The organism is Streptomyces sp. MMS24-W38 (genome assembly GCF_059889265.1).
Genome location: NZ_JCBCPP010000001.1, coordinates 1,892,526 through 1,905,338 on the forward strand (window position 1 = coordinate 1,892,526; position 12,813 = coordinate 1,905,338).

Genomic DNA, 12,813 nt, shown 5'->3' on the forward strand with positions numbered 1-12,813 from the left:
AGGCGCTCCGCGCCGCCCCCTCCGGTCCGCGACCCCGAGGAGCCCCCACCGAACATGGACAGCACCGCATCCGCCTCGCTCGCCTCGCTCTGGGACGAGGTGTCCGGCACCCAGCCCGACCCGGATCTGTGGGTGGTGATCGCCACACTGGCCGCCGCGCTCCTCGTCGTCACACCGCACGGGCTGTGGCGGCTCTCCCGCAACGCCATCACCATCGCCCACGAGGGCGGCCACGGCCTCGTGGCACTGCTCACCGGCCGCACGCTCACGGGGATACGCCTCCACTCGGACACCAGCGGCCTGACCGTCAGCCGCGGCAAGCCGACCGGCATCGGCATGATCCTCACCGCCGCGGCCGGCTACACCGCTCCCCCGCTGCTGGGACTCGGCGGCGCGGCACTGCTGGGCACCGGGCGCATCACCCTGCTGCTGTGGCTGGCCACGCTGCTGCTCGTGGCGATGCTGGTGATGATCCGCAATGCGTACGGGGCGTTGACGGTACTGGTGACCGGCGCCACCTTCGTCCTGGTGTCCTGGGTGGCGGGCCCCCAGGTCCAGGCGGCGTTCGCGTACGCCGTGGTGTGGTTCCTGCTGCTCGGCGGGGTGCGTCCGGCCTTCGAACTCCAGGCGAAGCGGGCGCGCGGGGGTGCGGGGGACTCGGACGCGGACCAGTTGTCCCGGCTGACGCACGTACCGGCGGGGCTGTGGCTGTTCCTGTTCCACGCCGTGTCGCTGTGTGCGCTGCTCGGCGGGGGACGGTGGCTGCTGGGGCTGTGACGCCGGAGGCGCCGGGGAACCCGACCCGGAGGTCCCGGGCACGCCCGGCGGTCGGGGCCCCCACTAAAGTGGGGCGCATGACCGCTAACCCTGCGCACACCGCCCTTTGGCCCGCCCCGCACGCGAGCGGAGCCGTCGACGCGACGGTCCACGTGCCCGGGTCGAAGTCGGTCACCAACCGTGCCCTCGTGCTCGCCGCCCTCGCCTCCGAGCCCGGCTGGCTGCGCCGTCCGCTCCGCTCCCGCGACACGCTGCTGATGGCGGGCGCGCTGCGGGCCATGGGCATCGAGATCGAGGAGGGTGTGGGCCCCGACGGCACCGGTGAGGCCTGGCGGGTGCTGCCCACGGGCCTGCGCGGCCCGGCCACCGTCGACGTCGGGAACGCCGGCACGGTGATGCGGTTCCTCCCCCCGGTCGCCGCCCTCGCCGACGGTCCCGTCCGCTTCGACGGCGACCCTCGTTCCTACGAGCGCCCGCTGGACGGCGTCATCGACGCGCTGCGTCACCTCGGTGCCCGGATCGACGACGACGGCCGCGGCGCGCTGCCGCTGACCGTGCACGGCGGCGGCGCCCTGGAGGGCGGCACCGTGTCGGTGGACGCGTCCTCGTCGTCGCAGTTCGTCAGTGCCCTGCTGCTGTCCGCGCCGCGCTTCAACCAGGGCGTCGAGGTCCGGCACACCGGTTCGACGCTCCCCTCCCTGCCGCACATCCGGATGACCGTCGACATGCTCCGCGCGGTGGGCGCCCAGGTGGACAGCCCCGAGTCGGGCGGTGAGCCCAACGTCTGGCGGGTCACCCCGGGGGCCCTGCTCGGACGGGACCTGACGATCGAGCCGGACCTGTCCAACGCGCAGCCGTTCCTCGCGGCGGCGCTGGTGACCGGCGGCCGGGTCGTCATCCCGGACTGGCCCGCCCGCACCACCCAGGGCGGTGACAGGCTGCGGGAGATCTTCACCGACATGGGCGGTTCCTGCGAGCTGACCGAGTACGGACTCGTGTTCACCGGTTCCGGGTCGGTCCACGGCATCGACGTGGACCTCGGCGACGTCGGCGAGCTGGCGCCGGGCGTCGCCGCCGTCGCGGCCCTCGCGGACTCGCCGTCCACCCTGCGCGGCGTGGCCCACCTCCGGCTGCACGAGACGGACCGCCTGGCCGCGCTCACCAAGGAGATCAACGAGCTCGGCGGTGACGTCACCGAGACCGCCGACGGTCTGCACATCCGCCCCCGCCCGCTGCACGGCGGCGTCTTCCACACCTACGAGGACCACCGCATGGCGACCGCCGGCGCGGTCATCGGCCTCGCGGTGGAGGGCGTGCGGATCGAGAACGTGGCGACGACGGCGAAGACCCTGCCGGACTTCCCCGACCTGTGGACCGGGATGCTCGGGGCATAGGAACGCAGACGATGCGCCGCTACGGCAAACACACCGACGAGGACGACATCCGCTCCCGCCCGAACCGCAAGGGCAACCGGCCGCGCACCCACATCCGGCCCAAGCACGAGGACGCCGCGGAGGGCCTGGTCCTCACCGTCGACCGGGGCCGGCTGACCTGCCTCGTCGAGGACCGGATCGTGCTCGCCATGAAGGCCCGGGAGCTGGGCCGCAAGGCGGCGGTGGTCGGTGACCGGGTGGCGATCGTCGGCGACCTCTCGGGCAGGAAGGACACACTCGCGCGGATCGTCCGCATCTCCGAGCGGACGTCGGTACTGCGCCGTACCGCGGACGACGACGACCCCTACGAGCGGGTCGTCGTCGCCAACGCCGACCAGCTGGCCGTCGTCACCGCCCTCGCCGACCCCGAGCCCCGCCCGCGCCTGATCGACCGCTGTCTGGTCGCGGCGTACGACGGTGGGCTGACCCCGCTGCTGGTGCTGACCAAGTCGGACCTCGCACCGCCCGACAAGCTGCTGGAGCTGTACGGCGACCTCGACATCCCGTACGTCGTCACCAGCCGGGCGGAACTGGAGAGCGGCGCGGCGGCCGACCGGGTGCGGGAGCAGTTGGAGGGCCGGATCACGGCGTTCGTGGGGCACTCCGGGGTCGGTAAGACGACGCTGGTGAACGCGCTGGTGCCGGAGGAGCGGCGGCGTTCGACCGGGCATGTCAACGCGGTGACGGGGCGCGGGCGCCATACGACGACGTCCGCCCTGGCACTGCCCCTGTCGGGCGCGGAGGGATGGGTGGTCGACACCCCCGGGGTGCGGTCGTTCGGCCTCGCCCATGTCGATCCGTCCCGGGTCATCCACGCCTTCCCCGATCTGGAGCCGGGTACGGAGGGCTGCCCACGCGCGTGCAGTCACGACGAACCGGACTGCGCGCTGGACGCCTGGGTCGCCGAGGGGCACGCGGACCCGGCGCGCCTGTACTCGCTGCGGAGGCTGCTGGCGACGCGGGAGCGCACGGAAGGCGACTGAGCCGGAGCGGCCGGGAGCAGCCGGATCCCCCTCGGGCCACGACGCGGAGTCGTCGGCCCTCGCGTGTTTGTCATGGTGTGCGGACGGTAAGTGCATAATCGCACCGAGCCGGATCCGAAGCCGTCGAATCCGGCGAAACGGTCACTGGCGGCGGGGACAACGGGAGGACGACACATGGCGTGGCTCATGGTCGTGGTGGCCGGGTTGCTGGAGACCGGGTTCGCCGTGTGTCTGAAGCTGTCCCACGGCTTCACACGGCTGTGGCCGACGGTCGCCTTCTGCGCGTTCGCGCTGGGCAGCTTCGGCCTGCTGACCCTGTCCCTGAAGAAACTCGACGTCGGGCCGGCGTACGCCGTGTGGACGGGAATCGGGGCGGCGGGGACGGCGATCTACGGGATGGTGTTCCTGGGGGACCTGGTGTCGACGCTGAAGATCGTGTCGATCTCCCTCGTGATCATCGGAGTGGTCGGGCTGCAGCTGTCGGGATCGGCGCGGTGAGCGCGGAACGCCGACCGTCATGAGCATGCGCCGCTACGGCACCGGCTGACGGTTCAGGGCGCTGCGGACCAGGTCGGCGATGCCGCCCTCGGTCGGCGGCGGTGCGGCGACACAGGACAGAGCGAGGCGTACCACCAGCTCACAGGAGCGGGCCAGCTCGGCAGTGTCGGTCCTGGGCACCCCGGGGCCGGCCAGGACGGCCACGGCGCGGTCGCGGACGAGGGCCACGAGGTCGACGGGCGAGGGCAGGGGGCCGTCGGCGCGGCGCTGGGCAGGCACGGCGGAGCCGGACCGGACCGGCGCCAGGGCCGGGGAGGGCAGGCGCTCGCTCCAGCAGCCGGTGAGCATGGCGCGGACCAGGGCGTTCCCGGCGGCCGTGGCGGCGGTCCACTCGGCGGCCGCGGTGAGCCGGTCGCGGGGGTCGTGGTGGACGGTGAGGGCGCGGTCGACACCGGCGAGGTAACCGTCGGCCTCCCTGCGGACCAGGGCCCTGGCGAGTCCGTCCTTGCTGCCGAACTCGTTGTAGAGGGTCTGCCGGGACACCCCGGCGGCCGCGGCCACGTCCACCATCCGCACCGCGGACCACGGACGACGCGCGAGTGCCGCGTAAGCGGCGTCCAGCAGAGATTCCCGCGCTGCAGGCATCATCGCCTCCCTCGGGGCGGGCGAGCGGCTCTGCGCTTCAGATTTGACGCGGCGCCGGGCACTGTCAAGGGTTCGCGTGGGGTGCGGAGTTCCGGTGCCGCGGGAGGTGTCCCGGCCGCTCGGCCGGTACACGACCCGTGCGCGGGGAGTACGCGACCCGCGCACGATCCGTACACGGCGGCGCACAGCAGGCGCGCAGCCCCCGCGAACCCTAGGTGGCCCTGGCCCCACCTCGGCAGATACGGTTCGTTGCATGCCCGACTACCTTGACGACCTGCGTCTCGCCCACGTCCTCGCGGACGCCGCCGACGCCGCGACGATGGACCGGTTCAAGGCCCTCGACCTCAAGGTGGAGACCAAACCCGACATGACGCCGGTGACCGAGGCGGACAAGGGCGCGGAGGACGTCATCCGCGGCCACCTGAAGCGTGCCCGCCCGAGGGACGCGATCCTCGGCGAGGAGTACGGGGTGGAGGGCACGGGGCCGCGACGCTGGGTGATCGATCCGATCGACGGCACCAAGAACTACGTACGCGGCGTCCCGGTCTGGGCCACGCTGATCGCACTGATGGAGGCCGGAGAGGGGGGCTTCCAGCCCGTCGTCGGGCTCGTCTCGGCTCCCGCTCTGGGCCGCCGCTGGTGGGCCGCGCAGGGCCACGGCGCCTTCACCGGCCGCAGCCTGTCCCAGGCCTCCCGACTCCAGGTGTCCGGGGTCTCCAAGCTCTCCGACGCCTCCTTCGCGTACTCCTCGCTCAGCGGCTGGGAGGAGCAGGGGCGCCTGGACGGCTTCCTCGACCTCACCCGCGAGGTGTGGCGCACGCGCGCGTACGGCGACTTCTGGCCGTACATGATGGTCGCCGAGGGGGCGGTGGACATCTGCGCGGAACCGGAGCTGTCCCTCTGGGACATGGCGGCCACCGCGATCGTGGTCACCGAGGCCGGCGGCAGCTTCACCGGGCTCGACGGCCGCCCCGGACCGCACAGCGGCAACGCCGCCGCCTCGAACGGGCTGCTGCACGACGAGCTGCTGGGCTATCTCAACCAGCGCTACTGACGTGCGCCCGAGGGTGCGCCCTCATTCGCCGCACACGCCCTCTTGTTGGCGCCCGCTTTGCCTGCGACTGTAAGAGTCCCCCCACTTGTGAACTTGTGAAACCGTGAACTGGCGGATCGGCCCGAGGTCCGCCGGCACGGTTTCCGGTAGGAGGTGGCTCCGTTCCATGCTCGTCCGCGACGCCATGAGCACGGTGGTCCTCACCATCGGCCCCGCCCACACGCTCCGCCAGGCCGCCGCCCTGATGTCCACCCGTCGCGTCGGCGCTGCCGTGGTCCTCGACCCCGACGGCACCGGCATCGGCATTCTCACCGAACGCGACATCCTCGACTCCCTGGGACTGGGGCAGGACCCGGACTCCGAGCACGCCCACTCCCACACCACGACCGACGTCGTCTTCGCCGCCCCGTCCTGGACGCTCGAGGACGCCGCTCACGCCATGACGCGCGGCGGCTTCCGCCATCTGATCGTCCTGGAGCGGGGCGAGCCCGCCGGCATCGTCTCGGTGCGCGACATCATCCGCTGCTGGGCCCCCGCACGACAGCAGGCCGCCCAGCGCACGCCGGCGTAACCGACGGGCCGGGCCCCGGAAGGGGGCCCGGCCCGTCCGCAACGGCAAGCGGTCCAGCGCTGGAATCAGCCGCACAGGGCCTGGACCGCGGCTTCCAGCCGCTTACCGAAGTATTCACCCTTGGCTAAAGCCAGCACTGATCCTACAATGGACAGTGTCTAAGTCAAGCAACGCTCCAAAGTCACACCCGTTCGGGACCTGGTCCCTCTAGCTGTTAGGCTGGTGTCCATGAGCGACCTTCTGGAACGACTGCGCGGACGTGGATGGCGGATGACCGCGCAGCGTCGTGTGGTGGCCGAGGTCCTCGACGGCGATCATGTCCATCTGACAGCCGACGAGGTGCACGCCAGGGCCGTCACCCGGCTGCCGGAGATCTCCCGAGCGACCGTCTACAACACCCTGGGCGAACTGGTCACCCTCGGTGAGGTGCTGGAAGTCGCCACGGACAAACGAGCCAAGCGCTACGACCCGAACGCCCATCGACCGCACCACCACCTGGTGTGCGCGCAGTGCGGCGCGATCCGGGACGTGCACCCGACGGGCAACCCGCTGGCCGACCTCCCCGACACCGAGCGCTTCGGCTTCACGATCTCGAGCGTCGAGATGACGTACCGAGGCGTCTGTCCGAACTGCGCCGCAGCGTAGGACACCCGGGCCTGCGTCGCCCTCCTCCCGGACGTACACGAGAGCCCCGGCAGTGCGCCGGGGCTCTTTCGTGCCCCTGAGGGGCTTTCGCGTGTGCCTGGGAGCCCTAGCAGGGACATACACCGAGGGCCGGAACCCTTTCGGATTCCGGCCCTCGGCCTTCAGTAGCGGGGACAGGATTTGAACCTGCGACCTCTGGGTTATGAGCCCAGCGAGCTACCGAGCTGCTCCACCCCGCGTCGATGAATGCAACGTTACGTCAAGGGTGTGGGTGGAAGCAAATCCCTTTCCGCGGAGGCCGTGAGCCCTTGAGGTGCGCCGTCACGCGGACAGTTCCTCACGGAGCGCGTCGCGCAGGCGGATCGCTCGTTCCGTGACCGCCGCCGGGCCCAGCGCCGCCGCGCGGTCGGCCCAGCGCTGGCCCTCGGCGAGCTCGCCCCGGCGCGCGTAGACCAGGGCGAGCCGCAGAGCCGCGCGGCCGTGTCCGGCGTCGGCCGCGCGGGTCCACCACACGGCCGCCTCGGGTTCGCTGCCCTCCCGGGCCAGCAGCAGGCCCAGGTTGAAGGCGCCGTTGCGGGAACCGGCCTCGGCCGCCTCCCGGTACCAGCGGGCCGCCTCGACCACGTCACCGCGGGCCGCGGCGAGCATGCCGACGCGCACCTGCGCGCGCCGGTGGCCCTGGGAGGCGGCGCGCTCGTACCACTCCTCGCACTCGCTGCGCCGGTTCACCGGTTCGCCCAGTTCGTGCGCGGGCTCCGGCGGGCGACGCGCGTCCAGGACGGTGGCCAGGCGGTAGGCGGCCTCGGCGCTGCCGCCACCCGCCGCGCACCGCAGGAACCGCTCCGCCTCGCCCTCGTCGCCGTCGCGCAACCGGGCCATGCCGACCTGGAGGGCGGCTTCCGTGTGCCCGGCGGCCGCCGCCCGCTCGTACCAGCGCAGCGCGGCTGCGTTCTCCGCCCGGCCCGCGTGCAAAATGCCGAGGTTGAAGGCGGCGTCCACGCTCCCCGCCTCCGCGGCCTTGGAGAACCAGGGCTCCGCGCCCGTCTCGTCCCCGGCCGTCAGCAGCAGGATCGCCAGCGCGTTGGCCGCCTCGCGGTGACCTGCGTAGGCGGCCCTGCGGTACCACTGCTCGGCCGGTCCGGTCCGGCCCTGCTCGGCGCAGAGCAGGGCCAGGTTGTACGCGCCGTTGACGTCGCCCGCGTCCATCGCGGCCCGGTACCAGCGTTCGGCGGTCTGGGTCTCGCCGCGCTCGGCGTGCAGGGCGCCCAGCGCGTTGGCGGCGTTGCCGTCGCCGTCCTGGGCCGCGCGCAGCCACCAGACGGCGGCGTTGTCGGCGTCTCCGGCGTCGCGCAGCAGGAAGCCGAGCGCGCAGGCGGCCCGCGCCTCCCCGTCCTTGGCGGACGTCAGATACCAACGGCCGGCCTCCTTGAGCTCGCCGCGCTTCTCCAGGATCACGCCGAGATGCAGTGCGGCCCGGCGGTGCCCCCGCGCGGCGGCCTGCCGGTACCACTGCTCGGCCTCCTCCACTAACGGGTTGCCCCTGCCGTCGGTCTCCTCCGCGGCCTTCCGGTCCAGCGCCCTGGCCAGCCGGTAGGCGGCCTCCCGGTGCCCCCGCTCGGCGGCGGCTCGCATCCAGCGCTCGGCCCCGGCCGTGTCCCCGCGGTGTTCCAGCAGGTCGGCGAGCGCGTAGGCACCCAGCACATGATCCTGTTCGGCGGCCTGGCGCAGCCAGTACTCGGCGGCGGGCTCGTCGCCGCGCTCGCGGTGGTGCCGGCCGAGCGCATGGGCCGCCGGGGCGGAACCGGCGACGGCGGCGATCCGCCACCATCCCGCGGCCTCCTCCGCGTAGCCCCGCTGGAACAGGAGGACGCCCAGGTTGTTGGCGGCGGCACGGTCGCCCGCGGCGGTGGCGGCACGCAGCTGGGGTTCGGCTCCGGCGAGGTCGCCGCGGCGCAGCAGCATGGCGCCGAGGACGCTCATCGCCTCCACGTCGCCGGCTTCGGCAGCGAGCCGCCGGCGCAGCTCCTCGGCCGCCTCATCGGCGGCTTCCCCCGTCTCGTCGCGAGGTTCCTCCCGTGAGGAGGACTGCTCAAAACGCCCCGTCTCGTACAGAGTTGCCCTATCCCCCATAACGTCCATCGTCGCACCACCCGCAACCTGGGTACACCTGACATGCCGCAGTCAGTGAGGTCACTTCAGCGTTTTGTCGACATGCCCACAGAGAGACAAGTCAAACACATATCGGCCAACTCCCGTCGTCGGCGCGGCCGTCGCCGGATTCGGCACATGCGTTCGCACATCACAAAGGCCCGGATTCCTCAAGGAATCCGGGCCTCTGGTGTCGCCGTCATCGCGACTTCAGTAGCGGGGACAGGATTTGAACCTGCGACCTCTGGGTTATGAGCCCAGCGAGCTACCGAGCTGCTCCACCCCGCGCCGTTGTGTGTACAACCTTACCACGGCGCGGGGTGGGCCTTTGACCAGGCGGCTTGCTAGCTGCTCGGGCTCGGGTCGGGACTGGGGCTGCTCTCCGAGACGTTCGAGCCGCCTCCGCCGGAGCCGCTCCCGCCCTCCGCGGACTGGGCCTTCTCAGCCTGGCGCAAGGCCTCCTCGAGATCCTTCTGCGCCTTGCCGTAAGCCTCCCAGTCATTCTTCTTCAGGGCTTCCTGACCGGCCTGGAAGGCATCCTGGGCGTCGTTCAGGGCCGCTTGGACCGACGGGTTCTCGGACGTCGGCGGCGGCTGCGTGCCCTGGTCCTCGCCGGAGCCCTCGTCCTCGCCCGGTGGCGGCTCGGTGGCCGAACCCTTGGCCCCGAAGACCTTGTCGAGAGCCTGCTCCAGCGTGTCCTCGAAGGCCGTCTGGCCTCCGTAGGTCACCAACACCTTCCGCAGCAGCGGGTACTTGAGTCCACCACCGCGTACGTAGACCGGCTCCACGTACAGCAGTCCGCCGTCGAGCGGGACAGCCAGCAGGTTGCCGTACTCGACCTCGGAGTCGCCGCCTCTCAGCAGCCTGATCGACTCGGCGATGTCCTGTTCGGAGTTGAACTGGCTCTGCACCTGTTTGGGTCCGGCCACCGTGGTGCTCGTCGGCAGCTTCAGGACTCTGATCTTGCCGTACCCCTCGCTGCCCGCCTCGGCGTCGACCGCCATGAAGGCACTGAGGTTGTCACGGCCGTTCGGAGTGAACGTCGTGGTGAGCGAGAAGGCCTGCTCCTTCTGGTCGGGCATCTTCATGCTCTGGTAGTACGGCGGAACCGCGTCGCCCGTCTTGTTCGTCGGGTCGGCCGGCACCTGCCACACCTCGCTGCCGCTGAGGAACGTGGTGGCGTCCTTCACGTGGTAGCGGGTCAGCAGTTCGCGCTGCACCTTGAACAGGTCCTGCGGATACCGCAGGTGGTCCATCAGGTCGCCGGAGATCTCGCTCCTCGGCTCCACCGTGTCCGGGAACGCCTTCATCCACGTCTTCAGGACGGGATCCTTGGTGTCCCACTGGTAGAGCTTGACCTCGCCGCTGTACGCGTCGATGGTCGCCTTCACCGAGTTGCGGATGTAGTTGACCCGGTTCTCCTGGGCCACCACCGCGCGGTTGTCGTTGGTGGCGGTCAGCGAGTCGGCCGTGGTGTCACCGAGGGTCGTCCGCGACGCGTACGGATAGCCGTTGGTGGTCGTGTAGGCGTCGACGATCCACTGGATCCGGCCGTCCACCACCGCGGGGTAGGCGTCGCCGTCGATGGTCAGCCACGGGGCGACCGCCTCGACGCGCTCCTTGGGCGTGCGGTTGTACAGAATCCGCGAGCCCTCGCCGATGGCACCGGAGTACAGGATCTGCGGCTCGCTGAACGCCGCGGCGTAGGCTGCCCGGTTGATCGGGTTGGCGAGGTCGACACCGCTGTCGCCCTTGTAGCTGGTCGTCTTCTCGCCGCTGTCGTCGGAGTAGTCGATCTCCTTCTGGGGACCGCCGACGATCGAGTACGTCGTCGTCCGCTCCCCGTAGTAGACGCGCTGTTCGTACGTGCCGAGGTCGCCCTTGGACGGCAGGTCGGACTCGGTGAACACCGGACGGCCGTCGTCGGCGCTGGTGCCCTTGGCGGCAACGGCACCGTATCCGTGGGTGTACCGGAAGTGGTCGTTGATCCAGTTCCGCTTGGGGATGCCGTTGAGGTTCAGCTCGCGCAGGCCGATGACGGTGTCCTGCTCCTCGCCGGTCTTGGGGTCCGAATAGCGGTCCACGTCCAGGTTGGTCGGGAACGCGTAGTAGTTCCTGATCTGCTGGAGCTGCTGGAACGTCGGCGAGGCGACGTTCGGGTCCATGATCCGGATGCTCGCCGTCTCGGAGACCTGGTCCCGGAGCTTGGTCTTGTCCTCGGTCTGGCTGGTCCCCGGGTACTCGTCGACCTGGGCGTCGTCGATGCCGTAGGCCTCACGCGTCGCCTTGAGGTTCTTCTCGACGTACGGCGCTTCCTTGGCCTGCTCGTTCGGCTGGACCTGGAACTTCTGCACGATCGCCGGGTACAGGCCGCCGATGAGGATCGCCGACAGCACCATCAGGCCGAAGCCGATCATGGGCAGCTGCCACGTACGCCGCCACAGGGTGGCGAAGAACAGCAGCGCGCAGATCACGGCGATGCAGAACAGGATCGTCTTGGCCGGCAGGTAGGCGTTGGCGTCGACGTACCGCAGACCGGTCCAGTTGTCGGTCGCCTTGAAGTCGCTGGACTTGACCGCCAGGCCGTACCGGTCGAGCCAGTACGCGACCGCCTTCAGGGCGACGAAGATGCCCAGGAGCACCGACAGGTGCCCGGTGGCGGCCGCCGTGGCCCGCGCGCCGGGGCTGGTGACCCGCAGCCCGCCGTACAGGTAGTGCGTCAGCGCGGCGGCGATCAGCGACAGGATCGCGGCGGCGAAGCCGAACCCGAGCATGAACCGGTACCAGGGCAGGTCGAAGGCGTAGAACGAGACGTCGAGCTTGAACTGCGGGTCCTTCTTGCCGAAGGGCACACCGTTGACCCACATCAGCCAGGTCCGCCACTGACTCGACGCCGAGGCGCCGGCGATCAGCCCCACCAGTGCGGTGATGCCGAGCAGCAGCCACTTCTTGTACGGCGCGATGCCCATCCGGTACCGGTCGAGGTTCTGCTGCTCCAACGACATGGCACTCAGCGGCGGCCGCATCCGGTGCGCCAGCCAGATGTTGAAGCCGACCGCGGAAGCCATCAGCAGGCCGAAGACGAAAAAGAGTCCGATCTTGGTCCACAGGGTCGTCGTGAACACCGACGAGTAGTCGACCGAGCGATACCACAACCAGTCAGTCCAGAACCCCGCGAACATGGTGAACACCATGAGAAGGACGGCCAGGACGCCCAGGGTCATGAGCAGGGTCCGGACCCGCCGGGACGGGCGGCCCACTCTCATCCGTGGCCCTGTCGGGCCTCCGCCACGGTCCGGCATCTGGAAAGCCAAGGTAGGCACCTCGAAGTTCGCTGTTGATTCGTCAGGTCCGCGAGTTCGTGGACCGTGTGCGGACCCGCGCAATCGCGGGCCCACACCTATGCAACTTACTCACCCTTTACTCAGTTCCCGATTCCGGTCCTGAACGAGAGAGGATTGTGACCATGTCCAACACACCCATGGCGGCGAACCCGCTCACCCGGGCCGTACTCGAGATCGACGAGTACGTCTCCGGCCTCGGCTGGGACCAGCCTGCCCGTCTCTTCGCCCTCGTAGACACCGCGCGGCTCCGCGCCGAACAGCCCTCGCTGGCGGACCGGCTCGGTCTGGGCGACGAGCAGGAGACAACCGCCCTCACCCCGATCGAGCAGGACGAGATTCCAACGGGCAAGCCGCTCGACGAGTTCCTGGGCACCATCGCCTGGCCCGACTCGGTGGCCGGCTGTGCCCTGACCGTGGAGCGTCTGATGCTGCCGCCGTCCGCGGAGGCCCAGGTCCCGCAGAATCTGGACGAGGCCGCGCTGGCAGCGTGGGTGGCGAAGCACCCGGAGCGCCAGGAGGTCCGTATGACGGTCGCGGTCCTGCGTGACGGCACCCGGGACTCCGCACTGCGGCTGCGGGAGAAGGACTCGCCCACGGAGGTCCTCACCGGGTCCGCCCTGGTGCCGGGTCTGGCGGAGGCGCTGTCGGCGACGTTCGCGGAGTAGCCCGCTCGGGACGGCAGGAAGCGTGCCCGCGCGGGCGGCAGCAGGCGTGC

At 70.9% G+C, this 12,813-nt stretch carries 11 protein-coding genes and 2 tRNA genes; 8 read left to right on the forward strand and 5 right to left on the reverse strand.

Features of this window, described 5'->3' with window-relative positions:
- The first annotated feature begins 54 nt into the window (after window positions 1-54).
- The 4 genes from AC6F7H_RS07280 (at window position 55) to AC6F7H_RS07295 (ending at window position 3,691) form a co-directional block, all read left to right on the forward strand.
- Window positions 55-777, forward strand: coding sequence for a M50 family metallopeptidase (locus AC6F7H_RS07280; RefSeq protein ID WP_500755988.1), 723 nt, complete (start codon window positions 55-57; stop codon window positions 775-777).
- A 77-nt stretch (window positions 778-854) separates the two neighbouring features.
- Window positions 855-2,171, forward strand: coding sequence for a 3-phosphoshikimate 1-carboxyvinyltransferase (gene aroA, locus AC6F7H_RS07285; RefSeq protein WP_500755989.1), 1,317 nt, complete (start codon window positions 855-857; stop codon window positions 2,169-2,171).
- Window positions 2,172-2,182: 11 nt separating this feature from the next.
- Window positions 2,183-3,193, forward strand: coding sequence for a ribosome small subunit-dependent GTPase A (rsgA, locus tag AC6F7H_RS07290; protein WP_500755991.1), 1,011 nt, complete (start codon window positions 2,183-2,185; stop codon window positions 3,191-3,193).
- Between the two features lie 174 nt (window positions 3,194-3,367).
- Complete coding sequence (locus tag AC6F7H_RS07295) at window positions 3,368-3,691, forward strand: DMT family transporter (protein WP_500755993.1); 324 nt, start codon at window positions 3,368-3,370, stop codon at window positions 3,689-3,691.
- 33 nt (window positions 3,692-3,724) lie between these two features.
- Here AC6F7H_RS07295 and AC6F7H_RS07300 read toward each other — a convergent pair whose 3' ends face one another.
- Window positions 3,725-4,339, reverse strand: a complete 615-nt coding sequence (locus AC6F7H_RS07300; protein WP_500755994.1) for a TetR/AcrR family transcriptional regulator — start codon at window positions 4,337-4,339, stop codon at window positions 3,725-3,727.
- 250 nt (window positions 4,340-4,589) lie between these two features.
- Here AC6F7H_RS07300 and hisN point away from each other — a divergent pair, with 250 nt between their 5' ends.
- From hisN to AC6F7H_RS07315, 3 genes are all read left to right on the forward strand, one after another.
- Window positions 4,590-5,390, forward strand: coding sequence for a histidinol-phosphatase (gene hisN / locus AC6F7H_RS07305; RefSeq protein ID WP_500755995.1), 801 nt, complete (start codon window positions 4,590-4,592; stop codon window positions 5,388-5,390).
- Between the two features lie 166 nt (window positions 5,391-5,556).
- Window positions 5,557-5,961 (forward strand): CBS domain-containing protein, encoded by a 405-nt coding sequence (locus AC6F7H_RS07310; protein WP_500755997.1) that lies wholly within the window; start codon window positions 5,557-5,559, stop codon window positions 5,959-5,961.
- 228 nt (window positions 5,962-6,189) lie between these two features.
- Window positions 6,190-6,606, forward strand: a complete 417-nt coding sequence (locus AC6F7H_RS07315; protein ID WP_500755998.1) for a Fur family transcriptional regulator — start codon at window positions 6,190-6,192, stop codon at window positions 6,604-6,606.
- Between the two features lie 165 nt (window positions 6,607-6,771).
- On the opposite strand, the gene AC6F7H_RS07320 is transcribed toward AC6F7H_RS07315, so the two are convergent.
- The 4 genes from AC6F7H_RS07320 to AC6F7H_RS07335 form a co-directional block, all read right to left on the reverse strand.
- Window positions 6,772-6,845, reverse strand: a tRNA-Met gene (locus AC6F7H_RS07320).
- A gap of 82 nt (window positions 6,846-6,927) precedes the next feature.
- Entirely contained in the window at window positions 6,928-8,745 is a 1,818-nt protein-coding gene (locus AC6F7H_RS07325; protein ID WP_500755999.1) for a tetratricopeptide repeat protein, read from the reverse strand.
- 223 nt (window positions 8,746-8,968) lie between these two features.
- Window positions 8,969-9,042 (reverse strand) — tRNA-Met (locus tag AC6F7H_RS07330).
- A 56-nt stretch (window positions 9,043-9,098) separates the two neighbouring features.
- A complete protein-coding gene (locus tag AC6F7H_RS07335; protein WP_500761698.1) occupies window positions 9,099-12,056 on the reverse strand; it encodes a UPF0182 family membrane protein in 2,958 nt (985 codons plus the stop codon).
- Between the two features lie 164 nt (window positions 12,057-12,220).
- Between AC6F7H_RS07335 and AC6F7H_RS07340 the strand changes: the two genes are divergently transcribed.
- The gene (locus AC6F7H_RS07340; RefSeq protein WP_500756001.1) at window positions 12,221-12,763 is read left to right on the forward strand and encodes a PPA1309 family protein; all 543 of its coding nucleotides are present in this window, start codon (window positions 12,221-12,223) and stop codon (window positions 12,761-12,763) included.
- Window positions 12,764-12,813 lie beyond the last annotated feature (50 nt).